Annotated in this window: 25 protein-coding genes and 2 pseudogenes; 16 read left to right on the top strand and 11 right to left on the bottom strand. The window is 71.6% G+C overall.

Going from position 1 to position 26963, the window contains the following annotated elements; all coding sequences use genetic code 11:
* Positions 1-85 precede the first annotated feature (85 nt).
* Positions 86-1528 carry an aldehyde dehydrogenase gene (locus tag ACZ3KP_RS28450; protein WP_467502725.1) on the bottom strand — a complete coding sequence of 481 codons (1443 nt, stop codon included), beginning with the start codon at positions 1526-1528 and terminating at the stop codon, positions 86-88.
* Between the two features lie 566 nt (positions 1529-2094).
* On the opposite strand from ACZ3KP_RS28450, the gene ACZ3KP_RS28445 reads away from it, so the two are divergent.
* Both ACZ3KP_RS28445 and ACZ3KP_RS28440 read left to right on the top strand, forming a co-directional pair.
* On the top strand, positions 2095-3162 hold the full coding sequence (locus ACZ3KP_RS28445; RefSeq protein ID WP_467502723.1) for an alpha/beta fold hydrolase: 1068 nt from the start codon (positions 2095-2097) through the stop codon (positions 3160-3162).
* Positions 3163-3288: 126 nt separating this feature from the next.
* Positions 3289-3765 (top strand): annotated as a pseudogene (locus tag ACZ3KP_RS28440) (creatininase family protein); the annotation flags it as partial.
* Positions 3766-3903: 138 nt separating this feature from the next.
* On the opposite strand, the gene ACZ3KP_RS28435 reads toward ACZ3KP_RS28440, so the two are convergent.
* The gene (locus ACZ3KP_RS28435; protein ID WP_467502721.1) at positions 3904-4548 is read right to left on the bottom strand and encodes a dihydrofolate reductase family protein; all 645 of its coding nucleotides are present in this window, start codon (positions 4546-4548) and stop codon (positions 3904-3906) included.
* A gap of 729 nt (positions 4549-5277) precedes the next feature.
* Between ACZ3KP_RS28435 and ACZ3KP_RS28430 the strand changes: the two genes are divergently transcribed.
* The gene (locus ACZ3KP_RS28430) at positions 5278-7308 is read left to right on the top strand and encodes an NPCBM/NEW2 domain-containing protein (RefSeq protein WP_467502719.1); all 2031 of its coding nucleotides are present in this window, start codon (positions 5278-5280) and stop codon (positions 7306-7308) included.
* Between the two features lie 121 nt (positions 7309-7429).
* Here ACZ3KP_RS28430 and ACZ3KP_RS28425 read toward each other — a convergent pair.
* Positions 7430-7549: pseudogene (locus ACZ3KP_RS28425) on the bottom strand (ROK family protein); the annotation flags it as partial.
* Positions 7550-8247: 698 nt separating this feature from the next.
* Here ACZ3KP_RS28425 and ACZ3KP_RS28420 point away from each other — a divergent pair.
* The 3 genes from ACZ3KP_RS28420 to ACZ3KP_RS28410 all read left to right on the top strand — a co-directional run bounded on the left by ACZ3KP_RS28420 (position 8248) and on the right by ACZ3KP_RS28410 (position 10766).
* Positions 8248-9084, top strand: a complete 837-nt coding sequence (locus ACZ3KP_RS28420; RefSeq protein ID WP_467502717.1) for an alpha/beta fold hydrolase — start codon at positions 8248-8250, stop codon at positions 9082-9084.
* 104 nt (positions 9085-9188) lie between these two features.
* Positions 9189-10073: a helix-turn-helix domain-containing protein gene (locus ACZ3KP_RS28415; RefSeq protein WP_467502716.1), complete on the top strand. Its 885-nt coding sequence runs from the start codon at positions 9189-9191 to the stop codon at positions 10071-10073.
* Positions 10074-10277: 204 nt separating this feature from the next.
* Positions 10278-10766 (top strand): TetR/AcrR family transcriptional regulator, encoded by a 489-nt coding sequence (locus tag ACZ3KP_RS28410; protein ID WP_467502831.1) that lies wholly within the window; start codon positions 10278-10280, stop codon positions 10764-10766.
* Positions 10767-10963: 197 nt separating this feature from the next.
* Here ACZ3KP_RS28410 and ACZ3KP_RS28405 read toward each other — a convergent pair whose 3' ends face one another.
* Positions 10964-11098, bottom strand: coding sequence for a hypothetical protein (locus ACZ3KP_RS28405; protein ID WP_467502714.1), 135 nt, complete (start codon positions 11096-11098; stop codon positions 10964-10966).
* Positions 11099-11347: 249 nt separating this feature from the next.
* Positions 11348-11821, bottom strand: coding sequence for a nuclear transport factor 2 family protein (locus ACZ3KP_RS28400; RefSeq protein WP_467502713.1), 474 nt, complete (start codon positions 11819-11821; stop codon positions 11348-11350).
* Positions 11822-12107: 286 nt separating this feature from the next.
* On the opposite strand from ACZ3KP_RS28400, the gene ACZ3KP_RS28395 reads away from it, so the two are divergent.
* The gene (locus tag ACZ3KP_RS28395; protein ID WP_467502711.1) at positions 12108-12536 is read left to right on the top strand and encodes an SRPBCC family protein; all 429 of its coding nucleotides are present in this window, start codon (positions 12108-12110) and stop codon (positions 12534-12536) included.
* A gap of 49 nt (positions 12537-12585) precedes the next feature.
* Here the strand turns inward: ACZ3KP_RS28395 and ACZ3KP_RS28390 are convergent, their stop codons facing one another.
* The gene (locus tag ACZ3KP_RS28390; protein WP_467502709.1) at positions 12586-13509 is read right to left on the bottom strand and encodes an alpha/beta hydrolase; all 924 of its coding nucleotides are present in this window, start codon (positions 13507-13509) and stop codon (positions 12586-12588) included.
* Positions 13510-13523: 14 nt separating this feature from the next.
* On the opposite strand from ACZ3KP_RS28390, the gene ACZ3KP_RS28385 reads away from it, so the two are divergent.
* The 5 genes from ACZ3KP_RS28385 (at position 13524) to ACZ3KP_RS28365 (ending at position 17046) form a co-directional block, all read left to right on the top strand.
* Positions 13524-13841 (top strand): hypothetical protein, encoded by a 318-nt coding sequence (locus ACZ3KP_RS28385; RefSeq protein ID WP_467502837.1) that lies wholly within the window; start codon positions 13524-13526, stop codon positions 13839-13841.
* 106 nt (positions 13842-13947) lie between these two features.
* The gene (locus ACZ3KP_RS28380; protein WP_467502707.1) at positions 13948-14508 is read left to right on the top strand and encodes a CGNR zinc finger domain-containing protein; all 561 of its coding nucleotides are present in this window, start codon (positions 13948-13950) and stop codon (positions 14506-14508) included.
* 485 nt (positions 14509-14993) lie between these two features.
* The gene (gene dhaK, locus ACZ3KP_RS28375; protein ID WP_467502706.1) at positions 14994-15986 is read left to right on the top strand and encodes a dihydroxyacetone kinase subunit DhaK; all 993 of its coding nucleotides are present in this window, start codon (positions 14994-14996) and stop codon (positions 15984-15986) included.
* A gap of 57 nt (positions 15987-16043) precedes the next feature.
* Entirely contained in the window at positions 16044-16643 is a 600-nt protein-coding gene (gene dhaL, locus ACZ3KP_RS28370; RefSeq protein ID WP_467502705.1) for a dihydroxyacetone kinase subunit DhaL, read from the top strand.
* Positions 16636-17046, top strand: a complete 411-nt coding sequence (locus tag ACZ3KP_RS28365; RefSeq protein WP_467502704.1) for a PTS-dependent dihydroxyacetone kinase phosphotransferase subunit DhaM — start codon at positions 16636-16638, stop codon at positions 17044-17046. Before dhaL ends, ACZ3KP_RS28365 begins: the two co-directional genes overlap by 8 nt.
* A 98-nt stretch (positions 17047-17144) precedes the next feature.
* Here ACZ3KP_RS28365 and ACZ3KP_RS28360 read toward each other — a convergent pair whose 3' ends face one another.
* The gene (locus ACZ3KP_RS28360; protein ID WP_467502703.1) at positions 17145-17783 is read right to left on the bottom strand and encodes a TetR/AcrR family transcriptional regulator; all 639 of its coding nucleotides are present in this window, start codon (positions 17781-17783) and stop codon (positions 17145-17147) included.
* 162 nt (positions 17784-17945) lie between these two features.
* Between ACZ3KP_RS28360 and ACZ3KP_RS28355 the strand changes: the two genes are divergently transcribed.
* The gene (locus ACZ3KP_RS28355; RefSeq protein ID WP_467502702.1) at positions 17946-18707 is read left to right on the top strand and encodes an SDR family NAD(P)-dependent oxidoreductase; all 762 of its coding nucleotides are present in this window, start codon (positions 17946-17948) and stop codon (positions 18705-18707) included.
* Between the two features lie 45 nt (positions 18708-18752).
* On the opposite strand, the gene ACZ3KP_RS28350 is transcribed toward ACZ3KP_RS28355, so the two are convergent.
* Positions 18753-19439, bottom strand: coding sequence for a glycoside hydrolase family 75 protein (locus ACZ3KP_RS28350; RefSeq protein WP_467502700.1), 687 nt, complete (start codon positions 19437-19439; stop codon positions 18753-18755).
* Positions 19440-19824: 385 nt separating this feature from the next.
* Between ACZ3KP_RS28350 and ACZ3KP_RS28345 the strand changes: the two genes are divergently transcribed.
* Positions 19825-20784 carry a fibronectin type III domain-containing protein gene (locus ACZ3KP_RS28345; RefSeq protein ID WP_467502698.1) on the top strand — a complete coding sequence of 320 codons (960 nt, stop codon included), beginning with the start codon at positions 19825-19827 and terminating at the stop codon, positions 20782-20784.
* Positions 20785-20952: 168 nt separating this feature from the next.
* Positions 20953-21495: a hypothetical protein gene (locus ACZ3KP_RS28340; RefSeq protein ID WP_467502696.1), complete on the top strand. Its 543-nt coding sequence runs from the start codon at positions 20953-20955 to the stop codon at positions 21493-21495.
* A gap of 6 nt (positions 21496-21501) precedes the next feature.
* On the opposite strand, the gene ACZ3KP_RS28335 is transcribed toward ACZ3KP_RS28340, so the two are convergent.
* From ACZ3KP_RS28335 to ACZ3KP_RS28325, 3 genes are all read right to left on the bottom strand, one after another.
* Positions 21502-22044 carry a PadR family transcriptional regulator gene (locus tag ACZ3KP_RS28335; protein WP_467502694.1) on the bottom strand — a complete coding sequence of 181 codons (543 nt, stop codon included), beginning with the start codon at positions 22042-22044 and terminating at the stop codon, positions 21502-21504.
* A gap of 57 nt (positions 22045-22101) precedes the next feature.
* Entirely contained in the window at positions 22102-24117 is a 2016-nt protein-coding gene (locus ACZ3KP_RS28330) for an NADPH-dependent 2,4-dienoyl-CoA reductase (protein WP_467502692.1), read from the bottom strand.
* A 105-nt stretch (positions 24118-24222) separates the two neighbouring features.
* On the bottom strand, positions 24223-24591 hold the full coding sequence (locus ACZ3KP_RS28325) for a hypothetical protein (RefSeq protein ID WP_467502690.1): 369 nt from the start codon (positions 24589-24591) through the stop codon (positions 24223-24225).
* 278 nt (positions 24592-24869) lie between these two features.
* Here ACZ3KP_RS28325 and ACZ3KP_RS28320 point away from each other — a divergent pair, with 278 nt between their 5' ends.
* On the top strand, positions 24870-26948 hold the full coding sequence (locus tag ACZ3KP_RS28320) for a SpoIIE family protein phosphatase (protein ID WP_467502688.1): 2079 nt from the start codon (positions 24870-24872) through the stop codon (positions 26946-26948).
* Positions 26949-26963 lie beyond the last annotated feature (15 nt).

The raw sequence follows: 26963 nt of genomic DNA, 5'->3' as shown, positions 1-26963 counted from the left end.
GAGACGGCGCGTGGCATGGGTGGTACTGCAGGGTTGCGCCGGCCGTCGAGCCCGGCCATGTACGCGGCTACGCCGCCCGGCGGGTTCAGACGGTGATGGTCTTGTACTCGGTGTAGGTGCCGAGGCCGACCGCACCGTACTCGCGGCCCACGCCGCTGGCCTTGAAGCCGCCGAAGGGACCGTCGAAGGCGACGGAGGCGCCGTTGACCGTGACGGTGCCGGTGCGGACGCGGCGGGCGACGGCCAGGGCGTGTTCCTCGTCGGCGGACCAGACGCCGCCGGAAAGGCCGTACTCGGAGTCGTTGGCGATGCGGACGGCGTCCTCCTCTTCGTCGTACGCGATGACGACCAGGACCGGACCGAAGATCTCCTCCTGGGCGATCCGCATGGAGTTGTCGACGTCGGCGAAGACGGTGGGCGTGACGTAGTTGCCCTTCTCCAGTCCCTCGGGGACCTGCGGGCCGCCGGTGACGAGGCGGGCGCCCTCGTCGATGCCGAGCCGGATGTAGTCGCGTACGCGCTGCTGCTGGTCGGGGCGGATCATCGGGCCGATGAAGGTGTCGGGGTCGTCCGGATCGCCCACCTTCAGCGACTCGACCAGTTCCTTCAGCGCCGTCACGACCTGCTCGTACCGCTCGCGCGGGGCCAGGATGCGGGTCTGCGCGATGCAGGACTCGCCGTTGTTGAGCAGGGAGCCGAACTTCAGGCCCGTGACCGCCTTCTCGATGTCGGCGTCCGGCAGGATGATCGCCGCGGACTTGCCGCCCAGCTCCAGACTGACCCGCTTAAGCTGCTCGCCCGCGATGGCGGCGATACGGCGGCCGGCCCGCGTCGACCCGGTGAAGGCGATCTTGTCGACCTGTGGGTGCGAGATCAGGTGCTCGCTGGTCTCCCGGTCGGCGGGCAGCACGCTGATCACGCCCTCGGGCAGGCCGACCCGCTCCAGCAGCTCGGCCAGAAAGCCCATGCTCAGCGAGTTCTCCGGGGACACCTTGAGGACCACGGAGTTGCCCGCGACCAGGGCGGGGATGATCTTCGAGGTGGCGGAGGAGAACGGCGAGTTCCACGGGATCACCGCGGCCACGACGCCGATCGCCTCCCGGCGCACCACGCTCCGCACCGGGGACGCCGGGTCAGAGGGCGCCAGGGCCTCCTCCCAGCCGAACTCCTCCGCCGCCTTGAGATAGGCGTTGGCCTGCCGGGTCAGCCCGGGCTGTCCGGCGCGGGTGAACCAGCCGGCCGAGCCGTTCTCCAGGGAGATCAGATGCGCGATCCTCTCGGCGTTCTCCTCACGGAGCGCGTTGAACCTGCGCAGGGCCGCGATCCGCTGTGCGGGCGGGGTGAGACGCCACTCACCGGTCTCGAAAGAGGCCCGCGCCGCGGCCACCGCACGGTCGATGTCCGCGGGCCGGGCCTGGGCGGCGCGGCCGACCACCGACCTGTCGTGCGGCGAGGTGATGTCGAGCAGTTGGGGGGCGCTCGGCTCGGTCCAGGAGCCTCCGATGAAAAGCCGGTCATAGATGATCACGCGCGTTCCTTTTCCGTCCATCAAGCCAAACCGTCACTTAAATGTAGCAGTTACATACACTAGATGCACACAGTCGCAGCACTACAACACTCATAGGCCTCACTGAGGCTGCTGACTACTCTTTCGCCACGCGAGTCGACGCCGCACGCAACCTGGCCACCGCCCCAACGGCGCGCACGCATACTCGCCACCGATCCAGCGAGCCATCGCGGACGTGCAACTGCGGGCGGCACCCGCACCCGTCGCACTGCACCAGTGCGTCGAGAACGTGGTCGCCGCCAACCGCAGCCGGCCGGTGGGCGGGAGCGCTGCCCGTCGAGCTGGTGACCCTCGCTCCGCGCACCCAGTCACACCTGAGTCCGGCGCAGGCGGCCGACACGATGGTGGACACGTTCCTCAGGGGCCCGCACACCCGGCCCCACCAACCGTCACCGGTTTGACAGGTGACGAGCGTTGTGCGAGGGTCGTATCACACCAATGAGCCGTGCGGTGATCCCACTTGCCGAAGCGAGCGGGAGACATCCCGGGCGCGGGCCGGTCACCGGAAACGCACGAGAGGGACTCACATGATCAACAGGCGCACCTTCAGCAAGGCCGTCGGCCTGGGCACCGGCGCCGCCGCGGTCTCGCTGTCCGGCCTCCAGACCGGCGCGTCCGCTGCCACCTCGAAGCCCACCGAAGGCGGTTCTCCCGCTCCCACGGTGCCCACCATCACGCCCGGCACCCATACGGAGTTCAGCTCGCTCAAGCACGTGAAGGCGGGCGTCCTGGACATCGGGTACGCCGAGGCGGGCCCCGCACACGGCCCGGTGGTCCTCCTGCTGCACGGCTGGCCCTATGACATCCACAGCTTCGTCGACGTCGGGCCGCTCCTCGCCGACCAGGGCTACCGCGTCCTCGTCCCGTACCTGCGCGGCCACGGCAGCACCCGCTTCCTGTCCGGGCACACCCCGCGCAACGCCGAGCAGTCGGCCATCGCGCTGGACATCATCGCCTTCATGGACGCCCTCAAGATCCACCAGGCGGTCCTCGCCGGCTTCGACTGGGGCTCGCGCACCGCGGACATCATCGCCGCCCTGTGGCCGGAGCGCGTCAAGGCGCTCGTCTCCACCAGCGGCTACCTGATCACCAACGTGAAGGCCCAGCTGGAACCCGCCGCCCCGGCCGTGGAGCACAACTGGTGGTACCAGTGGTACTTCGCCAGCGACCGCGGCAAGAAGGCGATGGAGAACGAGGACCAGCGCATCGCGCTGTGCCGCTACGTGTGGACGCTCGTCTCGCCGAACTGGAACTTCGACGACGCCACCTTCGCGCGCACCGCCCAGGCCTTCAAGAACCCCGACTACGCCGCCATCGTCCTCTACAACTACCGCTGGCGCATCGGCCTGATCGAGGGCGACCGCCGCTACGACCGCTACGAGAAGCAGCTCGCGGCCCAGCCCCCGATCCACGTCCCCACGGTCACCCTCGACGCAGCCCTCGACCCCTTCACCCCGCCCGGCGACGGCGCCGCCTACCGCGACCACTTCACCGGCCCGTACCAGCACCGGACCGTGGCGAACATCGGCCACAACCTGCCACAGGAGGCACCCACCACCTTCGCCCAGGCCGTGGTCGACGCCGACCGTCTCTGAGAGCCTGTGGAGACCCGGTTGGGCGAAGTCGTGCGGAGCCGGCTGACAGCTGCCGAACCGCGCACCCTGGCGACATGCGACGCGGTGGTGCTGCTGCCCGCCGGAGTCACCTGACAGCACGGTCCGCACCTGCCCACCGGTGGCGGCGACCTGCTGGCCGCGGCGGTGTACCACCGGACGGCACTGCCGGCCGCCGAGCAGACCGGTGTGATGGTGACCCCGTCGATCGCCACGGGACTCACCGAGCACCACAAGACCTTCGGCGGCACCCTCTCGATCAGCCCTCCCACCCTGCACGCGCTCCTGCGCGCCCTGTGCCGTTCCATGGTCCGAGCGGGTCTCTCCCGCATCCTGATCACCAACGGGCACGGCGGCAACATGACCGCCCTCAACGCCCTCACGACGCAACTGACCGCGGAGCTGTCGATGCCGATCACGTTCGACGGCTACTTCGGCGCGAACGAATGCTGTCCAGCTGCGCGCAGGCGGAGATCATCCTCAAGGATCCGTGGGCACAACTGCGGCCAGCACCCTTGCCGACGCCCCGAGAAGGCGCGAGTGGCTTCGTTCACTTCAAGCAGCAGCGTTCGTCCATCGGTTTGAGCGTCGATGGGCGGTCTGCGGGGCCGTGATGTTCGCGAGAAATGACGTCACTTCGTGGGACGCCCCGCAGCCCGTGAGGGCCGCGGGCCGTCGAGTGCCTGACCAGCCTTTTCAGCCGGCCTCGAGTGGGTCCTTGCGTCACCTTCGCCAGAACAGGTGGTGCGTCACGCCGCTCGGGCTGGGCACGACCTCCAGGTGGAAGCGGTCAAGCAGCTCATCGGGGGACTCCCAGAGTCGTAGCCCGGACCCGAGCTTTACCGGCGAGACCGCCACATGCATGGTGTCCACGAGATCGGCGTCGAGGAACTGCCGGATGGTGGTGATCCCGCCGCCGAGCCGGACATCCTTGCCCTGTGCCGCTTCCCGCGCCCGTTCGAGGACCGTGGCCGGGTCGCCGTCGACGAAGTGGAACGTGGTGTCGCAGAGCGTGAACGACGGACGCGTGTGGTGGGTCATGACGAACACCGGGGTGTGGAAGGGGGGCTCCTCCCCCCACCAGCCGCGCCACTCGTCGTCTGGCCAGGGTCCGCGCTGGGGCCCGAACTTGTTGCGGCCCATGATCTCGGCGCCGATGTTGCGTGCGAAGTCTCGCGTGAAGTAGTCGTCGAGGCCCCGGCTCCCGCCGGGATCCGTGCGCATGGGCCAGCTCGCCGTGGCTCCGGCCCAGGCGAACAGCCTCTCGGGATGGTCGAGGCCGAACGGTCGCTTGAAACTCTGGTGCTCACCGGCACCGATCCCGTCACCCGAGACGTTGAAATTCATCACTCTCAGCAGTTGATCCACGTGTTTCCTCGTCAGGTCCTGTCGCGTCACTGTGTGGCGAGGCGCCGCACATCATGACGTCGAACGGGACACGGCCGGATCGACACTGGGACTTCGGAGGGCGCCGCGGTTCCTCTGGCGGGTGTCCGAACAGGCGCATCGGCCCGAACTCCAGGTAAAGAGGTGCAAAGGTCACGCGAGGAGGCAGGTGAGAGCGCTATAGGCTCCCGCTGCACTTGCAGGTCTGCAGCTCGTCGTGGGCACGGCGGCGCTCGGCCGGCCCTCGGCGGCGGCGCGCGCCGCTTCCTCCGGCACCGTGCCGCCAGGGCCTACCCGAGGGTCCTGCCCGCGTCGGAGAGGCTGTCCTTGCCGATGGTGTCCGTGACCGTGCCCACGGTGTCGTCGACGCTGAGGTCACCGAGCACGGGCTGTGATCGCCGAGGACGTGGTGGTCCCCGGTGTGCGTGGGGCTGATCGCCGCGACGACGAACCCGGCGGCGAGGGAGGCGTTGGCTATCATGCTGCGCTTCTTCATGCCCCGATCAACTGCCGGACCCGGGCCGGGGTCAAGCATGCGGCAGGCGGCTTCGGCGGGACCTCCGATGACCGCCGACTCTTGGACTGAACCAATGGCACAATCCCACACGACCGCTCCTCTTCCAACACGCTCCGACACGTCCTAACGTAAACGCGCAACTATGACGGGAACATGACGTCATCCCACCTTTGTGTGTTCGGAGGAACGTAACGATGCGTCACCCGCACACCCGCCACACCCGCACATCGCGCCGGAGATTCGTCGGAGCGCTCACGGCCGGGCTGCTGTGCACCGCCGGTCTCGCCGCACCGGCCGTCGCCGCACCCGTCGCCCGGCCCGCGGCGCCCACCCTCGCCGACGGCCTCGCCCTCACCCCGCCCATGGGGTTCAACAACTGGAACTCCACGCACTGCCGCGCCGAGTTCAACGAGTCCATGGTCAAGGGGATTGCGGACCTGTTCGTCGACAAGGGCCTGAAGGACGCGGGCTACCAGTACGTCAACCTCGACGACTGCTGGGCCCTGCCGAACCGTGACGCGGACGGGCGGCTCGTCCCGGACCCGGTCCGGTTTCCGAACGGGATCAAGGCCGTCGCGGACTACGTGCACTCCAAGGGCCTGAAGCTGGGCATCTACACCAGCGCGGGCACGAAGACGTGCAACAGCGCCGGCTTCCCGGGCGCGCTCGGCCACGAGTACAGCGACGCCCGGCAGTTCGCCGACTGGGGCGTCGACTACGTCAAGTACGACAACTGCAACAACCAAGGCGTGGACGCCAAGTCGCGCTACACCACCATGCGCGACGCCCTCAGGGCGACCGGGCGGCCGATCGTCTACAGCATCTGCGAGTGGGGCGAGAACAAACCGTGGGAGTGGGCCGCCGACGTCGGTCACCTGTGGCGCACCACGGGCGACATCAGTGACAACTGGGGCTCGATGCTCGGCATTCTGAAGCAGAACCTGCCGCTCGCCCCGTACGCCGGCCCGGGCCACTGGAACGACCCCGACATGCTGGAGGTGGGCAACGGCGGCATGACCGACACCGAGTACCGCAGCCACTTCTCCATGTGGTCGATCATGGCAGCCCCGCTGCTCATCGGCTCGGACCTGCGCAAGGCCACCCCGGCGACCTTCGACATCCTCGACAACAAGGAGGTCATCGCCGTCGACCAGGACCCGCTGGGCAAGCAGGGAAGGGTCGTCTCCTCGGAGGGTGGCCGCTGGGTCGTGGCCAAGGAGATGAAGGACGGCACCCGCGCGGTCGCCCTCTTCAACGAGACTGGCACCGCCCAGCACATCTCCACCACCGCACAGGCCGTCGGCCTGTCCGGCGCCCGCGCCTACACCCTGCGCGACCTGTGGCGGCACAGCAGCTACAACACCGCGGGCACGATCTCGGCGACCGTGCCCGCGCACGGCACGGCGCTGCTGCGCGTCTCGGCCGACCGCTCCTGGGCCACCCACCCGCCGGCCGTCGAACTGGGCCTGAACGGCAGCCCGTTGGTCGAGGCGGGCACAGCGGCCACGCTCACCTCCGTCGTCACCGACTGGGGTCGCACGCCGGCCGTCCGGGTCTCGGTCTCGCTCACCGGCCCCGACGGGTGGACGCTGCGCGCGGCCTCGCGCAGGACCGCCGCCGTGCTGCCCACCGGCCGCTCCCTGAGCACCAGGTGGACGGTCACCGCTCCGCAGGGGACACCGACGGGGTCGTACGACCTGACGCTGAGGGTGAGTTACCGCTCGCCGACCGGGCTGCGTGCCCAGGAGACCCTGCCGCTGAGCGTGTCCGTCGTCGTCCCGCCGCCGTCCGGAACCTCCGGGCTCGGCGACCTGCCGTGGCTTTCGGCCACCAACGGCTACGGACCGGTCGAGCGCAACACCAGCAACGGGGAGAGCGCCGCGGGCGACGGACACCCGATCACCATCGGCGGGGTGGTGTACGCCAAGGGCCTCGGCGTCCACGCGGAGAGCGCGGTCGAGTACTACACCGGCCGATCCTGCGAGACGGTCACCGCGGACGTAGGGGTCGACGACGAGAAGGGCGCCAACGGCACCGTCGCCTTCGAAATCTGGGCCGACGGCACGAAGGTCGCCTCGACCGGCGTCCTGACCAACGCGATGCCCGCCCAGCCGCTCACCGCGGACGTGAGGGGCGCTCAGGTGGTCCGGCTCGTCGTCACCGACGGCGGGGACGGCATCGACTCCGACCACGCCGACTGGGCGAACGCACAGGTGAGCTGCTGACACCGGCAGAACAACAGGTGACCTGGCGACACCTGAGGAGCAGGTGAGCTGCCGACACCCGAGGAGGGAAGTCGGCAGCCCGCCTGAAACGTTCCTGCCGCCAACGCCTCCGGCAGCGCCTCTAGACCGTGGCCGCGTCCGCCCGCCTGGCGAGCGCGGCCGCGGCCGCTCCCACCGGCCCGGCGTCCGTGCCCATCTGGGCGGGCGTGATCTCCAGGCGTTGCACGAAGGACAGGATGGCGTCGCGGGCGACGCTCGGCAGTCTGGGAACTTCTCCCTCAGCGCGGTCACGTTCGCAGCCGCCTGTCGGCTGAGTTCGAGCGCCAGCGGCGTGAACTGGTCCTCGGTGCGGAACAGCTCGGAGCCGACCCGGACTGCGTCCACGTGGAAGGCTAGGTGGCCCACGTCGTGCCACAGCCACATCGCACCGACGCCCAGACCGCTGCCGGCAGTGCGCGGCGGGGTGAATTCCCCGATTCCCAGCCACCACCCGTGATCATCAATCCACAGCCGCGACCGCCCACGCTGGGCCAGGCCGAGCGGCTTCAGGGACTCCCGCGCCGCCGAGGTGATGATCCGGAGAACCGGACTGCGATCTGCCACGACCGGCATCGTCAACCGTCCTACCGACACCCCCGTCGGTACCGAGCGTCACCGGTCCACAGAAGTTGGACCAGAACCACGACTCGTGAACAAAGCCACGCGAGGGCGGGGCCCCGGGCACACATGTCTCCGGCTCCACCGCAAGCGGCCGGGAGGGCACCGCCCCTCCCGGCCGCGTCGGCGTTCGGCACCCACCCCACCTTTCGTCACCACCTTGACAGGTGACGAGGGGCATGACAAGTTAATCACCCGTCAGGGCGGTGACGCTGGCCCGGTCGAGCCTCTCACCCTCCCGGACTTTTTCGACCGTATTCGCGGAACGGTGAGGGTTTTGTCATGGCTAGCATCAAGAGTGGGCGCAAGCGGCTGGTGACGGGCGCGGCGGGTCTGGCCCTGGGCGCGTTCGCCGTGGGCGGGACCGCCAACGGCGCGACGAACAGCGCCCGGGCGAACAGCCACACCAAGCCCACGATCGTCCTGGAGCACGGCGCCTTCGCCGACGGCTCCAGCTGGAACGGCGTCATCACCGCACTGCGCGCCGACGGATACCCGGTCGTCGCCGCGGCCAACCCGCTGCGCGGCCCGTCCTCCGACGCCGCCGCCCTGCGCACGGTCCTCGACCATGTCAAGGGCCCGAAGATCCTCGTCGGCCACTCCTACGGCGGCAACGTCATCACCGAGGCCGCCACCGGCGACCCCGACGTCAAAGCCCTGGTCTACGTCGCGGCCTTCCTGCCGGCCCCCGGGGAAAGCGCCCTGGAGCTCACCGGCAAGTACCCCGGCTCCACCCTCCCGGACGCCCTCGACCCGGTCACCTACCGGCAGGCCGACGGCTCCACCGCCACCGACCTGTACATTCAGCAGGACAAGTTCCGCCACCAGTTCGCCGCCGACGTGCCCGCCGGCCAGGCCGCACTGATGGCCGCCGAGCAGCGGCCCATCGCCCAGTCCGCCCTGGCGGAGAAGGCCACCAGCGCCGCCTGGAAGACCATCCCCAGCTGGGACATCGTCACCACCCGCGATCTCAACATCCCCGCGGCCGTGCAGCGTTTCATGGCCAAGCGGGCTCACGCCCGCACCACCGAGGTCGCCGCGTCCCACTCGGTCGCCGTCTCCCACCCCCGCCTGGTGGCCGGTGTGATCGAGCGGGCCGCCCACGCCACCGTGCGCTGACCCGCCCGGAGGGCGGCGGGGCGGACGCTCCGCCGCTCCGGGAGCTGCCACGGACACCGCACGGCACACCTCACGGGTGCGCGGAGCACGGGAGAATGGACGCCATGACCTCACACACCGACCCCCGTGCGCTCGGGAAGTTCCTCAAGGCGCGCCGGGCTCAACTGGATCCGGAGGACTGCGGTCTGCCCGAGGCGGACGCCCCGCGCCGGGTTGCCGGGCTGCGCCGCGAGGAGGTCGCCCGGCTCGCCGCGATCAGCGTGGACTACTACATCCGGCTCGAACAGGGCCGGGTCCGCGCCTCCGCGCCCGTCCTCGCCACCCTGGTCCGCGCCCTGCGCCTCGACGACGACCAGCAGAGCTACCTCTACGAACTCGCGGGACGCACAGACGACCGCCCGCGCCGCCGCCGGCCCGTCCAGCAGGTGCGGCCCGCCATGCGCCGCCTGCTCGACCAGCTGAACGGGACGCCCGCGCTGGTCCTCGGCCGTCGCCTGGACATCCTGGCCTGGAACCAGGCCGCCGTCGCCCTCTACACCGACTTCGCCGGGATCCCGGCCGACCGGCGCAACTACCTGCGTCTGATGTTCACCGACCCGGAGATCCGGGAGATGCATCGGGAGTGGAGCCACGACGCCCGGGACGCTGTCGCCGCCCTGCGCATGGCGGCCGCCGCCGACCCCGACGACCCGGAGCTGGACGGCCTGGTCGCCGAACTGTCCGCGCGGGACGCGGACTTCCGCACCTGGTGGGCAGAGCACCGCGTCAACAGCGCGACCTACGGGACCAAGCAGTACCGGCACCCCCTGGTCAGCGACCTCACCCTCGACTGCGACACCTGGAACGGTGCCGACGGCTCCGGACAGCGGCTGATGGTCCTCACCGCCGAGACCGGCACCCCCTCCCACGACGCCCTGCGCATCCTCACCTCGTGGACCCCCGGGCGGGCGGAACCGCGCCGGGCGCGGGACACCGCGCCGCGCGGCTGAACCCGCACACCTTGCCCGCTCGAATCGCCTCACCTCATTGACTGTATAGATCTCAACTGCGACTCCAATGACGCAGTTAATTCCCAATGTTTCGCCTCGAAGAGGCGCTAGCTGTCTCAGGTTGCACATCCGAGCACTACTATCAGGCCAGTGAGAGCCGACGCAGCACGCAACCTGGAAGCCGTCCTGACCACCGGGGCGCGCATGCTCGCAGCCGACCCGGGCGCGAGCATCGCGAGCATCGCCGCCGAGGCGGGAGTGGACCGGCGCACGGTCTACCGGCGCTTCGCCTCCCGCGAGGACCTCCTCGCCGCGATCTACGAAGTCAGGCTGAAGGCGGTCGAGGACGCCATTGAGGACGCCCGGCTACGGGAGGCGCCCGTGGCCGTCGCACTGCACCGCTACGTGGAGAACGTCATCGGCGTGAACCGCACCTGGCCGGTCGACCTGAGCCGGATGCTCGCCGACGACACCGTCCGCGCCAGCCGTGACGCCTCGGTGCGCGAGGTCGACTCGTTCCTCGAACGGGCCACCGAGGAGGGCCTGTTGCGCCGGGATCTGCCGCGGGGATGGGCGAGCGCGCTGCTGCCGCAGCTGATGCACCTGGTGAACCGCCAACTGCCGGAGCTGACCCCGGGACAGGCCGCGGACGTCGTCGTGGACACCCTGCTGCACGGCCTCGGGACCCCCTGACACACCGACGGCCCGCGCAGCACGCCTCGGGTCACGCACTCCGGGGCCCGGGCGGGCAACAGGCTGCTGCGTCAGCCCCGGCGGACTCCCGAGAGGAAACGGCCGGCCAGGTCGAAGCGTGCCCGCCCGAGGTCGGTCGCGGTGTCGGTCAGTTCAGGGTTGACGCACAGCGCGGTTCACAGCTCCTCCAGGTCGCGTCAGGCCTCGGCCGCCTCCTTGCGGACGACGTCCCACATGCCCCTCAGGTGGGGCAGCGGCATCGCCACCGGCAGCCGGCCCTCCAGCCGCCGCCCGATGCGCCGGGGACCGCCGGGCGTGAATGCGGCCAGCACCCCGGTGGTGCGGGCCGGGTGCTCGGTTTGAGCCCCAGCCGCGCGCCGCACCCCCTCCAGGGGCCGAGACCGCTGTGTACTCGTCGGGCATCCAGCCGAGGCCCAGGCCCACGACCAGACGGCCCTGGCTGAGGACGGCCAGGGACCGCGCGGCGCATGCGGACGGCCACAGCCGCGTATCCCGGTAAGGAGGTGCGCCGGGCCAGGAAGCAGCACGGGCGTGGGGTGTCCGCTCGCTCCTCCGTTGTTCTACTCCCGCCCGGCCGCCTGGCGGAGGTGCCTGCTCACGTCGCCGACCAGGTTGATGCGTACCCGTCGCTCCACGAACCGCCACTGACCGTCCCGGCGCTCGAAGCGATCGTGGTACCGCCCGCCGGCGATGGCCTGAAGGGGCAGTCCGGGAAGGGCCTGAAGCACGGTGACGTACGAGCGGGCCGCCGCCGTGCCCGCCTCCTCGTCGACCTCGACGGCGACGTTGGTGGTGACGTGCTGGGTCCGCGGGGTGCCGTCGGTGTAGACGATCACTGTGTCGCGGAACATCTTCTCGATCGCGTCGTGTCCGCTCACCGGGCCGCCGCTGCCCGTGAAGACCGCGTCGGCGAGGAGTTCGCCGACTCCGCCGAAGTCCCCGTCGTCCACCAGCTCGGCGTACCGGGCGATCAGGTTCTCGACGGCACGGTGGCTCGGTGTCCGGTCTGCGGGTGTACGGGGGGATGCAGACATGATCGCCTCCAGGCGGGACGGGCCGGGGGCGCGCGCCGCCTCCGGTCCTCGGAGCTGCGCGGCGGCCGGTGATGACACTCAGCTTGCCAGGGCGCAGACACCTGGTCGGAGGCTCCGAGTCACACCTGGGCAGGGCGGGGCGACGGCCAGCCGGTCCGCGACCTGGCGACCTTCCCGACAGGTGCCTGAACCGCCTTCAGGAGTAACCAGCTTGACGGGTGACGGGAATGCGTGCAAGCCTTTCGTCACCGGCCAGACCGGTTACTTCTCGGTGAGGACACATCCCATGGCAGTCGTACGCTTCCACCTCGTCTCCACGCTCGCCCCCAAGGACGTGCTGGGGGTGCTGACCGACTTCGGCCCTTCTCGCGCCGAAGCCTGGCCCACCATCGACGCGGACCACTTCGAGGTCCACCACCTCGACGACACCTGGGCCGAGGTCACCGAGGGCACCGCCGCCGCCTGGGAGCGGGCCCGCTACGCATGGCAGCCCGGCGGCGACACCGTCACCGTCAGCACCCTCGACTCCAAGCTCTTCGGCGCCGGCGGCGGCTGGGTGTTCAGGATGACCCCCGAGGGCGACGGCACCCGCGTCGACGTCGAGCTCACCCGGCAGCCGGCCACCCTCAAGGGCAGGATGCTCGCCTCCCTGCTCCCCCTCGCCGCCCCCGGCTCCCTGCGCACGTCCTTCGCGGGCCCCCTCCAGGCCAAGTGACCCCCGGCACGAAGGGGCCGGCCCCTTCGTCATGCCTTCGTGGGCGGGGTCACTTCCCGGCGCCGAGGCCCGCGGTGAAGAAAGCAGTGAGCTCCGCGACGGCCGGGTCGACGTACTCCTTCTTGTCATAGAGGTCGACGTGGCTCGCGCCCTCGATCCAGCGCAGTTCCTTCGGGCCGGTGGCACGCTGGTGAACGTCTACGGCCATCCACGAGGTGACGGCACGGGTGCCGACGATCTGCAACAGCGGACGGTCGCCGATCAGCGGGACGGCCTGGAAGGCGTCGAAGGCGGCCATCCTGTCGACGCTCTCCCACACGAAGAACTTCGCGGACCGCTCGTGCGCCCCGCGGGGCGTGCAGTAGTAGTCGAAGCCGTCGGCACCGTGCTCGCCGGCGAGCGCGGCCTGTTCGGCCGTCTCCGGGAAGATCGGCAGGACCGCCGGCTCCGCGCCCCGGGCGGCGGCGGTACGGGCCTGGGCGGCGGCGTCCAGCATGCCCTGGAAGACGGCGGGGTTCTGGGTGCCGTCGGCACCGAGGCGGAACTGGCGGGCGATGTCGACACCGCTGACGGTGGCCACCGCCTTGATCCGGTGGTCGCCTCCGGTGGCGGTGAGCACGTAGCCGCCGGAGGCGCAGATGCCCAGGGCGCCGATGCGGTCGGCGTCGACCTCGTCGCGTGTGGTGAGGAAGGAGACCGCGGCCTTGAGGTCCTCGACCCGGTGCGCGGGGTCCTCCAGACCGCGCGGCAGACCGCCGGACTCTCCCTGGAAGGCGGAGTCGAAGGCGAGCGCGACGAAGCCCTGTTCGGCCAGCCGGCCGGCGTACAGACCGGCCGTCTGCTCCTTGACACCGCTGCCTGGGTGACCGATCACGATCGCGGGCCGCGGGCCGGGTGCCGCGGTGTCGGGGAGGTAGAGGTGACCGGCGATCTCGATACCGGCGCTGTCGAAGGTGACACGGGTCCTGGGCATGGGGGAACTCTCCTTTGGGTGACGCTGAAGTCCGGGGGCCGCCGCACCGGTCGGTCGGCTCGGTGTCCGCACCGTCCGGGCCGGGCACACACCCACCATGCGTCCGGCCGGCCCCGGCCGGGAGAGCCAGGTTTCTGCCTGGGAAGGATCCTGCCCCCTCACACCTGCGTCTGCTCCTGCTCGACGAGCCCACCAACCACCTCTCCCCCGCCCTGTGCGACGAACTGGAGGCCGCGCTGGGCCCCGGCCCCGGCGCGATCGTCATGGCGAGCCACGACCGCTGGCTGCGCCGACGACGGCAGGGCCGCGAACTGCGGCTGGCGCCTTCGTAACACCCACCGCACCGCCGTACGATTCCGCGCACGCCCCACGACCGCGCACCACCTGGAGCGGTGACGAACGCTTGCTTCGCCTGGAGTCACCTGTCAAGATGGTGACGTGAATCTTAACCACGTGTTCGTATGCGGCCACCCCGCGCTCGACTTCGCAGCCACGCTCCGGGCCCGGCGCTCGACCCGGTTCGAGATGTTCGTGACCCCGGAGCGGCTGAATGCCTGGTACCTGGAGTCCGGGCTGGTCGACACGATCATGCAGGCCGAGGAGGACGACGTCCGGGAGGCGACCGCCGTACGCGAGGCGGTCTACCGGCTCGTCACCGACCGCCGCCTCGGCGAGCGCTTCGATCCCGAGGCGCTCAAGACGGTCAACGCCGCCGCCCGCAAGAGCCCGGTAACGCCCCAGCTCACCGAGAGCGGCCGGCTCACCGAGGCGACCCCCGAGCAGGCGCTGGCGACCGTCGCCCGGCAGGCCGTCGAACTGCTCAGCGGCCCGGACGTCCCCCTGATGAAGGAGTGCGGCAACCCCGAGTGCACGCGTGTCTACATCGACCGCTCCCGCGGGATGCGGCGCCAATGGTGCGGCATGGAGTCCTGCGGCAACAAGATCAAGGCCGCCGCCTACCGCGCCCGCAAGAAGACCGAGCCCGCCGCCGCTCACTGACCGCTCAAGTCCCCGCCGCGCCGCGAACCCGCCGGGCCCCTCACCGGAGAGGGCCAGGTGTGCTGTCCCGGGACGTTGGTGACACGCGTGCTGGGTGCTTGAACAGGTGAGGGCCTTCTGGGTTCGGTGTGGATTGCGACATCTACGCCCGACCGCAGGAGGCCCTCGTGTCCCACCGTAATACCCCGCCGTGCCGACCCCGAGCTGCGACCGGCCGACGACCTCCGAAGTCGTTCGCGGGCCATCCGCTCCCCTCGGCGTGACCTTCGCTGCTGCAAGGTCGATACTGCCCACAGCAGGATTTTGACCGCCCGGCCACCGATCACCAACGGATACCTGACACCTCATCAGGAAAGTCAGCACCAGGACCGCCAGGACCCGCTTCCAGCCGCGCTGGACCGCCGAGGTCGAAAATCGGCTGCACCCGTCCTGACCAGCAAGGACTTACATCAGAGGCCCACTGTTAACATCGCCAGGAGGAACCCGTGAAGATGCTCATCAACGTTCCGGAGACCGTGGTGGCGGACGCGCTGCGGGGTATCGCGGCGGCGCATCCCGATCTCGCCGTGGACGTGGAGAACCGGGTGATCGTGCGGCGGGACGCGCCCGTCGCCGGGCAGGTGGCGCTGGTCTCGGGCGGGGGATCCGGGCACGAACCCCTGCACGGCGGGTTCGTCGGTCCCGGGATGCTGTCGGCGGCCTGCCCCGGTGAGGTGTTCACGTCCCCGGTGCCGGACCAGATGGCCCGGGCCGCCGCGGCCGTGGACAGCGGGGCCGGGGTGCTGTTCATCGTGAAGAACTACACCGGTGACGTGCTCAATTTCGACATGGCCGCCGAGCTCGCCGAGGACGAGGGCATCCAGGTCGCGAAGGTGCTCGTCAACGACGACGTGGCGGTCACCGACAGCCTCTACACCGCCGGCCGGCGGGGCACCGGCGCGACCCTGTTCGTGGAGAAGATCGCCGGTGCCGCCGCTGCCGAGGGACAGCCGCTGGAGCAGGTGGAGTCCATCGGGCGCCAGGTGAACGAGAACTCCCGCAGTTTCGGCGTCGCGCTGAGCGCCTGCACCACCCCGGCCAAGGGCACCCCGACCTTCGACCTGCCGCCGGGCGAGCTGGAGTTGGGCATCGGCATCCACGGCGAACCGGGCCGGGAGCGGCGGGCCATGATGACCTCCGGCGAGATCGCCGACTTCGCGGTCAACGCCATCCTGGAGGACATGACCCCGCGCCGGCCGGTGCTCGTACTGGTCAACGGCATGGGTGCGACCCCGCTCCTGGAGCTGTACGGGTTCAACGCCGAGGTGCAGCGGGTGCTCGCCGAGCGCGGTGTGAGCGTGGCGCACACCCTCGTCGGCAACTACGTCACCTCCCTGGACATGGCCGGTGCGTCGATCACCCTCTGCCAGGTCGACGAGGACCTGCTGCGGCTGTGGGAGGCGCCGGTGCGCACGCCGGCCCTGCGCTGGGGGATGTGAGCGAGCACCGGAACCGACCCGCATCCGTATCGCACGTACCGCACGCAAGGAGATTCCGTGCTCGACGCCGATTTCTTCCGCCGCTGGATGGCGGCGACCGCCGCGTCCGTCGACCGTGAGGCCGAGCGGCTCACCGCCCTCGACTCGCCGATCGGGGACGCCGACCACGGCAGCAACCTCCAGCGCGGGTTCAGGGCGGTGGTGGCCGCGCTGGAGAAGGACTCGCCCGGCACTCCGGGTGCCGTGCTCACGCTCGCCGGGCGGCAGCTGATCTCGACGGTGGGCGGCGCGTCCGGACCGCTGTACGGCACGCTGCTGCGCAGCACCGGCAAGGCGCTCGGCGACGCGGCCGAGGTCAGTGAGGCGCAGTTCGGCGAGGCCCTGCGGGCGGGGGTGGACAAGGTGATGGCGCTGGGCGGGGCCGCTCCGGGGGACAAGACGATGATCGACGCCCTGGTACCGGCCGTCGACGCGCTCGCGGACGGCTTCGGTGCGGCGCGGGCCGCGGCCGAGGAGGGTGCCGTGGCGACGACTCCGCTGCAGGCGCGCAAGGGCCGGGCCAGTTACCTCGGGGAGCGCAGCATCGGTCACCAGGACCCGGGTGCCACCTCGTCGGCACTGCTCGTCGCCGCGCTCGAGGAGGCGGCCGGTGAGTGACGGCAAGCTGGTGGGGATCGTGCTGGTGTCGCACAGCGCCGAGGTGGCGGCTTCCGTGGCGGAACTGGCCAAGGGGCTGGCGGGCGGTGCCGTCGAGGTACCGGTCGCCGCGGCCGGTGGCACCGAGGGCGGCGGGCTCGGCACCAGTGCCGAGCTGATCGCGGCCGCCGCCCTGTCCGTGGACCGGGGTGCGGGGGTGGCCGTCCTGACCGATCTGGGCAGCGCGGTGCTGACCGTGAAGGCGCTGCTCGCCGAGGGCGACGAACTCCCGGACGGCGCCCGCCTGGTGGACGCCCCGTTCGTGGAGGGCGCGGTCGCCGCGGTCGTCACGGCGGCCACCGGGGCCGACCTCGACGCCGTTGAGGCCGCGGCCGCCGAGGCGTACACCTACCGCAAGGTCTGAGCACCCCGGAAGCGGGCGGGCCGCCCGTGGCTTTCGCAGCCGGCCCCAGGCCCCTTCTGCCGGGCGTCGCGACGCCGCGGAGGTCCCTCAGAAGGGTCCTAGGACAGGCCGTCCGCCACGACGGCGAGGGCCGAGCGCATGGTCTCCATGAGTTCGGCCTCCGCCGTGGCGGGGTCGGCCGTCCCGTCGGCCGCGCGCCACGCGTGGTGTTCGACGGCCGCGCGCAGGGCCGCGTTGAACATCGCGGCCTGGATGGCGGGCCGCAGATCGTCGGCGGGCAGCCCGGCGCGCGCCGCGAGGGCCCGGGCGAACGCCGGTTCGGCCTCGTCGTAGGTCTGGAGCCATTCCGCGCGCAGGCCCGGCTCGGTCCGGGTCAGCCGGACCAGGGCGCCGACGGTGGCCCGGTCGGGGCCCCGCACCAGCCGGTTGTCGCCGCCCACGGCGCTCTCGAAGGCCTCCGCCAGCGGGCGGCCGGGCCGCCAGGCGCGCAGGCCGTCGGCGACCACCTCGATACCGGCCGCGAACAGCGGTCGTACACAGGCCTCCTTGCTCGGGAAGTAGCGCCACACCGTGCGCGCCGAGACCCCGACCGCCTGGCCGATCTGCTCGCCCGTGGTCGCGGTCACGCCCTGGGCGACGAACAGGTCCACCGCGGCGCGGGCGATCTCCAGTCTGATCTCGGCCTTGCGCTCCTCGGTCAGGGGCGGCCGTCCCGTGCGTCCCCCTGCTGTGGTCATCTGCCCCTCCGGTTCCGGTGCCTGGTCCCCGGAATTCTCTCCGAGGAACGGGAGCGGCGGAAGTTTTCGGCCATGATTTTATGTCACTGGGCGACATTAAGTCGTAGGGTGGGGGCGACACCGGGCGCCGAGCGCCCTTGACACACCCGAGAGGGGCATCACATGGCCGACGGACTCGACGGGCGCGGCGTCATCGTCACCGGCGCGGGATCGGGGATCGGCCGGGCCGCCGCCCTGGCCTTCGCGAGGAAGGGTGCCCGGGTCCTGGTCGCCGACCTGAACGCCGAGGGCGCGCTCGCGGCGGTCCGGGAGATCGAGGAGGCGGGCGGCACGGCGGTGGCCGTCACCGGCGACCTCAGCGAGCAGTCCGTGGTGGACGAGGTGGTCGCGACCGCCGTGGCGCGCTTCGGCGGGGTGGACGTGCTGGTGAACAACGCCGGGATCATGGACCGCATGTCGGCCCTGGCGGACGTCGGCGACGCCGAGTGGGAGCGGGTGATACGGGTCAACCTCACCGCCCCGTTCCTGCTCACCCGGGCCGTGCTGCCGCACATGCTGGCGGCGGGCCGGGGGGCGATCGTCAACACCGCCTCCGAGGCCGGCCTGCGGGGCAGCGCGGCGGGCGCCGCCTACACGGCCTCGAAGCACGGCGTCGTCGGCCTCACCAAGAACCTGGCCGTGATGTACCGCAACCAGGGCATCCGGGCCAACGCGATCGCGCCGGGCGGCACCAGGACCGGGATCCGGCTGGACCTGGAGGAGGGCGCCCACGGTCCGGCCGCTCTCGGGCCCTATTTCGGCAACGTGGGCCAGGTCTCCGAGCCCGAGGAGCAGGCGGCGGCGATCGTCTTCCTCGCCTCGGACGCGGCGAGCAGCATCAACGGCGCGATCCTGCCGGTGGACAACGGCTGGGCGGCCGTCTGACCCCGGCACCGGAACACCGGGCGGGAGGCGCCCGCGCCCGGCGGCTCAGCCTCCGTCGGTGAACTGAGCGGCCAGGCGCTCCCCCTCCGCCTCCGCCGTCTCGCGGTTCTCGATGGGGCTGATCTCCGAGTCCCGGAAGACGATGTACGTCACGCCGGAGGAGACCCCGCCGGACCGCGGGTCGGCGTTCATCTCCAGCCCCTTGGCGGTGGCGTACGACGCCTCACCGATGATGTCGCGCGGTCCCGTGTCGCCGACGACGGCGTACTGCACCCGTCCCTTGTAGATCACCGCGGCGACCGCCCCGCCCCGGATGCCGTACGCCCGGGGGTCCCAGCGGCGGCTGGGGCCGGGCACGACGACGTAGGGGAGTTTCTCCGCGTTCAGATGGCGGCCGTCGGACTGCTGGAAGGCGGTGGCGGCGGAGAACGCGGGATCGGCGGCGCGGTTGCAGTGGGCGGTGACCCGGCCGTCGCAGTCGATGTCGAGGTCGGCCTTCCAGAAGACGGCCCGGTCGGTGCCGCATACGGGGACGGTGGCGGCGGTACCGGCGTCCGTGCGGTAGCGGCCCCTGGACACCTGGGTGCAGTCACGCACCCGGGCCAGCAGATCGGTGGCGGTGATCCGGTGCCGGTCGCCGTGGACGGTGAGCGAGGCGGCGGGGGTGGGCAGCGTGGTCGGGGTGAGCAGGGCGGCGCCGGCCGCGGCCAGCGTCAGCGTCTGGACACGCACGATGAGGGACCCTCTCCGTGGGGGACATGGAGTCAACCGGTCCAATCTGAGGGGGTCCCGGCGCCCGGGCCAGCAGGTGCGGGCCTTACAGGGCCGTACGGAGCAACGAACTGACACCCCGTGAGAATCCGTCAGGGGCCGGGGCCGCCTGAACCGGTGTCGGCCCAGGCGGCCCCGGCCACCCGCGTCGGCGCGGCATCAGCGACGACAGCGTTCCGCGCCACGGGCGCGAACTGACCTGCTCACGCGGGAAGTTCGGCCGCAGTGTGCTCAGCATACGTAACCCCACCCGCCCGTGGGCAATACGGGCCTCTTGCCGACGGCGTCCCGGGCGGGCCATATTGGTCCGGACCATTGCCGTGCTGCCGTCCCGGGAGGCGGAACCGTGCGCCGTGTCGTCGTGGTCTGCGCCCTGCTGGGGGTGACGTCCTGCGGCCGGGGCGGGGCCGCCGACGGTGACAGCGTCGGGCTGCCCGGCGCCCCGGGCGGGGTGACGGCGGTGGCCGGGAGCGCCACCAGTGTGCACGTCATGTGGAACGCGCTCCCGGACGGTTCGGGGGTCCGCGTCTACCGGGTGTACCGCGGCACCACCGAGGTGGCGGAGGTACCGGGGGCGCAGCACATGGTGGACGTCACCAGGCTCAGGCCGTCCACCGGGTACGTGTTCACCGTGCGGGCCCAGGGCGCCGACGGCAGCCTCGGCCCGCGCAGCCCCGAGGTGCGGGCGACCACGGCGGCGTCGGTCGCGGCGGACCGGTCGGCGCCGACCCGCCCGCTGCGGCCGGGCGGACGCGCCGTGGGCAGCCGAGCGGCGCAGCTGTCCTGGGGTGCCTCGACGGACGACCGGGCGGTGTCGTCGTACGACATCTACCAGGGCGATGTGAAGATCCACAGCGTGGGCGGGAACCAGACCGCGACCGTGGTCACGGGACTGCGTCCGGGCAGCCGCTATGTGTTCACGGTCCGGGCCCGGGACGCGGCCGACAACATCTCGCCCGCGAGCGCCACGGTGCGCCTGACCACGCCGGGCGGCGACGACGGCCGGGACACCGCGCCGACCGGGTTCACCGCCGGGACGCACGAGGAGGGCGGGGCGTACTACCTCGATCTGGCCTGGGACCCACCACACGTCGGCGGGGTGGTCACGGAGTACCAGGTACGTCTCGACGCGGGGACGACCACCTCGCTGGTGTGGGGCGGGACCCCGCCGAAGGGCCGCTCGACCTACAGTTTCTGGGTGGGGCGGGAGCGCGGGGCCGGGCACCGGGTGCGGTTGCGGGCGCGGCTCCCGGACGGCACCTGGGGCGACTGGTCGGCGGTGCGGTCGGTGACGACGGGCGCCTGACCCGCATTCCGGCCTGGGCCGGACGGATGAAGAGATCACCTGACCGGGCGTCTGCGCGTGCGGGGCGGACCGGGGCGGCTTTCGCTGAGTCCGAGGCAGCACGGGAGTTCCCCGACCCTCGGCGGCGCACAGGGACGTTCCGCCAACCGTGCCGCCGGAGGGCAGCCCATGCGCACTACCCGACTCCTCCTCCGCTCCGGCCTGACCCTGGCGGCCGCCGCCGCGCTCCCGGCCTGGCTCGCGGGGCCGTCCGCCGCCGTCTCCGGCATCTCGGTGAGCACCAGCGGGACCACGGTCTCGGTGGTCACCAGCGCCTGTACCCAGAACAACGGCAGCTGGGGCAACGCCTCGCTGCTCAACAGCAGTCAGAGTTCGTTCGCGCAGGGGCGCCAGGTGGCCCTGGCGGGGACCACGGTGAGCCAGTCGGCCGCCTGGTCCGGCGTGTCGCCGGGCACCTACACGGTGGTCGTCGTCTGCTCCAACGGCGGTACGGCGGGCAACCAGTCGGTGATCGTCTCGGCGCCCGCCGCGCCCACGACATCCTCCACCACCAGGTCGGCCGCGCCCTCCCGGGGCGTGATGGGCGGTCTGGGCGGCGCCGCGCGCGACTACGGCCCGCTGACGCTGGGCATCGGAGTGGCTCTGGTCGGCTCGGGCGTCATCGCCACGGGCTGGTACCTGCGCAAGCGCTCGAAGCCGTACCGGCTCTGACGCGGCTCAGCGGTCGGGGAGTTCGCCGAACTCCCCGACCGCGCGGGTGAGCCACTGCGTCCAGAAGGTCTCCAGGTCGATGCCGGCCCGCAGCACCAGGTGCCGCAGCCGGTCCTCCGGGCTGTCCTTGCCCGGCGGGAAGTCGCGCCGCTCGATCTCCTCGTACTCCGCCAACTGCCGCTGATGCAGCGCCAGATGACGACGCAGGTCGGTTTCCAGGCCGGCCGTGCCGACCACCGCCGCCGCGCGCAGGCGCAGCAGCATGACGTCCCGGACCGGCTTGGGGTCCTGGGCCGCGGCGGTCCACCGGGCCAGTTCGGCGCGGCCCGCGGGCAGGACCTCGTAGCTCTTCTTCTGCCCGCGGGCCGGCTGCTCGGCCGGCAGGGTGCGGATGTGGCCCTCGGCCTCCAGTTTTCCCAGTTCGCGATAGATCTGCTGGTGCGTGGCCGACCAGAAGTACCCGATCGACTTGTCGAACCTGCGCGTCAGTTCGAGCCCCGACGACGGCTTCTCGAGCAGGGCGGTGAGGATCGCGTGCGGGAGTGACATGGGCTCATCCTAGGGACGGGGCCAGGGCCCTTCTGATGGAGAGCCGTCAGAAGGGCCCTAGAGGGCGGCCGCCAGCTCGGTGCCCTGCTTCACGGCCCGCTTGGCGTCCAGTTCGGCGGCGACGTCGGCACCGCCGATGAGGTGCGCGCGGACGCCCGCGGCGACCAGTTCCTCGTAGAGGTCGCGGCGCGGTTCCTGCCCGGTGCAGAGCACGACGGTGTCGACCTCCAGGACGGTGCGCTCCCCGGCGACGGTGACATGCAGCCCGGCGTCGTCGATCAGGTCGTACTGCACGCCCGGGACCATGGTGACGCCCCGGTGCCTGAGTTCGGTGCGGTGGATCCAGCCGGTGGTCTTGCCGAGGCCCGCGCCGACCTTGTCGGCCTTGCGCTGGAGCAGGTGGACGGTGCGCGGCGGCACGGGACGCTCGGGCACGGCGAGACCGCCGGGCTCCCGGTACTCCATGTCGACGCCCCAGAGCCTGAAGTACGTTGCCGGGTCCTCGCTCGCCTTGTCGCCGCCGTCGGTCAGGTACTCGGCGACGTCGAAGCCGATGCCGCCGGCGCCGAGGATCGCGACCCGGTCGCCGACGGGGGCGCCGTCGCGCAGCACGTCGAGGTAACCGACGACGCTGGGGTGGTCGACGCCGGGGATGTCGGGGGTGCGCGGGCGGACGCCGGTGGCGACCACGACCTCGTCGTAGCCGGCGACGTCCTCGGGTGCGACGGTGGTGTTCAGGCGTACGTCGACCCCGTGGGCGTCGAGCTGGTGGCGGAAGTAGCGGAGGGTCTCGTCGAACTCCTGCTTGCCCGGGACCTTGCGGGCCACGTTCAGCTGGCCGCCGATCTCCGCGGCCGCCTCGAAGAGGGTGACACTGTGGCCGCGTTCGGCGGCGGACACGGCGCAGGCGAGTCCCGCCGGGCCGGCGCCGACCACCGCGACCCGCTTCTTCGTCCGCGTGGGGGCGAGCACCAGCTCGGTCTCGTGGCAGGCGCGCGGGTTGACCAGGCAGGAGGTGATCTTCCCGCTGAAGGTGTGGTCGAGGCAGGCCTGGTTGCAGCCGATGCAGGTGTTGATGGCCTCCGGGGTGCCGGCGGCGGCCTTGGCGACGAAGTCGGGGTCGGCGAGCATCGGGCGGGCCACGGAGACCATGTCCGCACAGCCCCCGGCGAGCAGCTCCTCGGCGACCTCCGGGGTGTTGATGCGGTTGGTGGTCACCAGCGGGACGGACACCTCGCCCATCAGCTTCCGGGTGACCCAGGTGTAGGCGCCGCGCGGCACCGAGGTGGCGATGGTGGGGATGCGGGCCTCGTGCCAGCCGATGCCGGTGTTGATGATGGTCGCGCCGGCCGCCTCGACGGCCCTGGCGAGGGTGATCACCTCGTCGAGGGAGGAGCCGCCGGGCACCAGGTCCAGCATCGAGAGCCGGTAGATGACGATGAAGTCGTCGCCGACGGCCTCGCGCACCCGGCGGACGATCTCGACGGGGAACCGCATCCGGTTCTCGTACGAGCCGCCCCAGCGGTCGGTGCGCCGGTTGGTCCGGGCGGCGATGAACTCGTTGATGAGGTAGCCCTCGGAGCCCATGATCTCGACGCCGTCGTAGCCGGCCCACCGGGCGAGGCGGGCGGCGCGGGCGTAGTCGTCGATGGTCCGCTCGACGTCCTCGTCGGTCAGCTCGCGGGGCGGGAAGGGGCTGATCGGCGCCTGCAGCGGACTGGGGGCGACCAGGTCCGGGTGGTAGGCGTAGCGGCCGAAGTGCAGGATCTGCATCGCGATCCGGCCGCCCTCGCGGTGCACGGCCTCGGTGACGGTGCGGTGCTGCTCGGCCTCCGCCTCCGTGGTGAGCCTGGCGCCGCCCTCGCCGGGGCGCCCCTCGTCGTTGGGGGCGATGCCGCCGGTGACGATCAGCCCCACTCCCCCGCGGGCCCGGGCCGCGTAGAACGCCGCCATCCGCTCGAAGCCGCGCTCGGCCTCCTCCAGGCCCACGTGCATGGAGCCCATGAGCACGCGGTTGGGCAGGGTGGTGAATCCCAGGTCGAGGGGTTCCAGCAGATGGGGGTAACGGCTCATCGGGCCCTCCGTGCACGGTGTCGTCTCCGTAGTTCTAGAGGACCGCACACGGTTTATGCAACTAGTTGCACAAAGGCTCCGGGGTGACGTGTCTCAGATCACCGGTCACCTGCTTTCGAGCAGGACGTGCAGCTCCCGCTCCTGGTCGCCCGAGGCGGTGGCGAGGTCGCGCACCGCGAACAGGGAGTCGAGGGTGGTGCGGAGCCGTTCGATCGCCCAGTAGCCGCCCTGCGCGTCCGCCTCGACCGAGGCGGAGAGCCGCGGCGGCGGGGTGCACCCGTGGGCGTCGGTGACCTCGAACGTGCCGAGCCACACCATCGGGCGGCTCTCGTGCAACTGCTGCGGCACGTCCTCGGCGTCCCGGTCGGACTCGAAGCACTGGCACAGCGCGTCGAAGACGATCCGGGCGTCCTCCTTGCTGCATCCGCTGATCTCAAGGGAGACGGCTTCCTCGTGCAGTCGCTCAGGGCCCATCGTGAACGCTCCTCTCATGACAATGGCGCGGTGTCACGGGTTCCCCCGCGAACCGCGCCATGCCAACAGAAAAGCACCGATTTTCGGGGACTGCACCATCCGCTTGAACGTGCGCCCCTGTCGCCCCGGTGGTCACCTCGCCGTGACGGCGGCCAGATGTCGGGAGATGGTGGAAGAGTCGGTGGTGACGGCGGAGAGTCGGGTGTGAGCGGAACAGAACAGGGGGAGTCGGCACGGGGGACGACGTGCCGTACGAAGGTGCGAAGGCGGTGCGTGCGATGAGTCCAGCCGATGCCCCGGCTCCCGGGGGTGCGGAGTCCGCGCGCGGCCCCGTGCGGCCGGGCGGGCTCCTGGACGTCCTGGGCGTGGCGTCCGTCGTGCTGGACGCCGCGGGCCGCATCGTGCTGTGGAGCCCGCAGGCGGAGGAGTTGTTCGGCTATCCGGCCGCCGAGGCGCTCGGGCAGTACGCGGCCCGCCTGATGGTGCACGAGCATCACATCGAGCTGGTCGGCAAGCTGTTCGCCGAAGTGATGCGCACCGGGCAGAGCTGGGCCGGCGGCTTCCCCATCCGGCACAAGGACGGCACCACCCATGTGGTGGAGTTCCGCAACATGCGTCTCATGGACGACCACGGAGACGTCTTCGCACTGGGGCTGGCCGCCGACCAGTCGACGGTTCGCCGGCTGGAACAGGACGTCGCGCTGTCCGAACGGATCGTGAAGCAGTCGCCGATCGGACTGGCCGTCCTCGACACGAACCTGCGGTTCGTGTCGGTCAACCCGGCGATGGAACGGATGAACGGCGTCCCGGCCGGGGACCACGTGGGGCGGTCGATCCGCGAGGTGCTGCCCTCCCTGGACGCCGACGAGCTGGAGTCGGCCTACCTGCGGGTGCTGCGGACCGGCGACCCGGTCGTCGACGAAGCGACGGTGGGGCGCACTCCGGCCGACCCCGACGAGGAGCACATCTGGTCGGTCTCGGTCTACCGGCTGGACGACGCGCTGGGCAACGTGCTGGGCGTGGCGACGTCGGTGGTGGACATCACCCAGCCGTACCGGGCCGGGGTGGAGGCCGAGAACGCGCGCCGGCGGCTGGCCGTGATCGCGGATGCCTCGGCCCGGATCGGCACCACCCTGGACCTGGAGCGCACCGCCCGTGAACTGGCCGACGTGGCCGTGCCGGAGCTGGCGGACGTGGCGGCGGTGGATCTGCTGGACATGGTCGTCGAGGGGCGGCGCAGCACGCTCGGCCCCGCCGAGCCCGCGGTGCTCCGCTCGCTCGCCGTGCGCGCGGAGCGGGAGACCGAGGCGGTGCGGGCCACCGAGACGCCGGGCACCGTCGCCCCGTACGCGCCGGACCGGCTGATCACCGAGTGCGTACGGACCGGGGAGGCCGTCGTCGTGCCGCGGGTCGGGGACGAGGACCTGCCGCGGATCGCCCGCTCGGCCGAGGCGGCCGACCTGCTGCGCCGGGCCGGGGTGCACTCGTACCTGGTGGTGCCGCTGATCGCCCGCGGTGAGGTGCTGGGCGCCCTCGACCTGCGGCGGACCCGCAATCCGGCGCCCTTCGACGACGACGACCTGCTGCTGGCGCGGGAGCTGGCGGCGCGGGCGGCGGTGCAGATCGACAACGCCCGCTGGTACCAGAACGCCCGCACCACCGCGCTGACCCTCCAGCGCAGCCTGCTGCCCACCCATCCCCGGGTCACCACCGGCCTGGAGGTCGCCTCCCGCTACCAGCCCGCGGGCGCGACCGTCGAGGTGGGCGGTGACTGGTTCGACGTGATCCCGCTGGAGGGCGGCCGGACGGCGCTCGTGGTGGGGGACGTGATGGGCAGCGGCATCAACGCGGCCGCGACCATGGGCCGGCTGCGTACCGCGACCACCACCCTGGCCTCGCTCGGCCTGGATCCGGCGGTGCTCCTGGAGCACCTGGACAAGACCACCTCAGGCCTGGACCACTCCATCGCGACCTGCGTGTACGCCGTGCACGACCCGCGGCGGCGGCAGGTCCGCATCGCCAACGCCGGTCACCTGCCCCCCGCCCGGGTCCGCCCCGGCCGGCCACCGGAACTGCTGGACCTGCCCACCGGGGTCCCGCTGGGCGTGGGCGGGATCCCCTTCGCCACCACCACCGTGGACTTCCAGCCCGGCGACGAGCTGGTGCTCTACACCGACGGCCTGGTGGAGACCCGCAGCCATGCGCTGGACGAACGGCTGGACGCGCTGCTGGCCCTGCTGGACGATCCCGGCCGCCCACTGGAGGAGGCCTGCGACCTGCTGCTGCGGGAGCTGCACCACCAGGACAACCACGACGACGTGGCGCTCCTCATCGCGCGGGCGCAGGAGCTGTCCTAGCGACTGGCAGCAGCC

The organism is Streptomyces sp. NPDC020958 (genome assembly GCF_055562175.1).
This window is presented reverse-complemented; position numbering and strand designations above follow the sequence as displayed.

Coding starts and splice junctions, on each gene's coding strand:
- ACZ3KP_RS28445 (WP_467502723.1), top strand. CDS start 2,095: ATGATCAACAGGCGCACCTTCAGCAAGGCCGTCGGCCTGGGCACCGGC.
- ACZ3KP_RS28430 (WP_467502719.1), top strand. CDS start 5,278: ATGCGTCACCCGCACACCCGCCACACCCGCACATCGCGCCGGAGATTC.
- ACZ3KP_RS28420 (WP_467502717.1), top strand. CDS start 8,248: ATGGCTAGCATCAAGAGTGGGCGCAAGCGGCTGGTGACGGGCGCGGCG.
- ACZ3KP_RS28415 (WP_467502716.1), top strand. CDS start 9,189: ATGACCTCACACACCGACCCCCGTGCGCTCGGGAAGTTCCTCAAGGCG.
- ACZ3KP_RS28410 (WP_467502831.1), top strand. CDS start 10,278: ATGCTCGCAGCCGACCCGGGCGCGAGCATCGCGAGCATCGCCGCCGAG.
- ACZ3KP_RS28400 (WP_467502713.1), bottom strand. CDS start 11,821: ATGTCTGCATCCCCCCGTACACCCGCAGACCGGACACCGAGCCACCGT.
- ACZ3KP_RS28395 (WP_467502711.1), top strand. CDS start 12,108: ATGGCAGTCGTACGCTTCCACCTCGTCTCCACGCTCGCCCCCAAGGAC.
- ACZ3KP_RS28390 (WP_467502709.1), bottom strand. CDS start 13,509: ATGCCCAGGACCCGTGTCACCTTCGACAGCGCCGGTATCGAGATCGCC.
- ACZ3KP_RS28360 (WP_467502703.1), bottom strand. CDS start 17,783: ATGACCACAGCAGGGGGACGCACGGGACGGCCGCCCCTGACCGAGGAG.
- ACZ3KP_RS28355 (WP_467502702.1), top strand. CDS start 17,946: ATGGCCGACGGACTCGACGGGCGCGGCGTCATCGTCACCGGCGCGGGA.
- ACZ3KP_RS28340 (WP_467502696.1), top strand. CDS start 20,953: ATGCGCACTACCCGACTCCTCCTCCGCTCCGGCCTGACCCTGGCGGCC.
- ACZ3KP_RS28335 (WP_467502694.1), bottom strand. CDS start 22,044: ATGTCACTCCCGCACGCGATCCTCACCGCCCTGCTCGAGAAGCCGTCG.
- ACZ3KP_RS28330 (WP_467502692.1), bottom strand. CDS start 24,117: ATGAGCCGTTACCCCCATCTGCTGGAACCCCTCGACCTGGGATTCACC.
- ACZ3KP_RS28325 (WP_467502690.1), bottom strand. CDS start 24,591: ATGGGCCCTGAGCGACTGCACGAGGAAGCCGTCTCCCTTGAGATCAGC.
- ACZ3KP_RS28320 (WP_467502688.1), top strand. CDS start 24,870: ATGAGTCCAGCCGATGCCCCGGCTCCCGGGGGTGCGGAGTCCGCGCGC.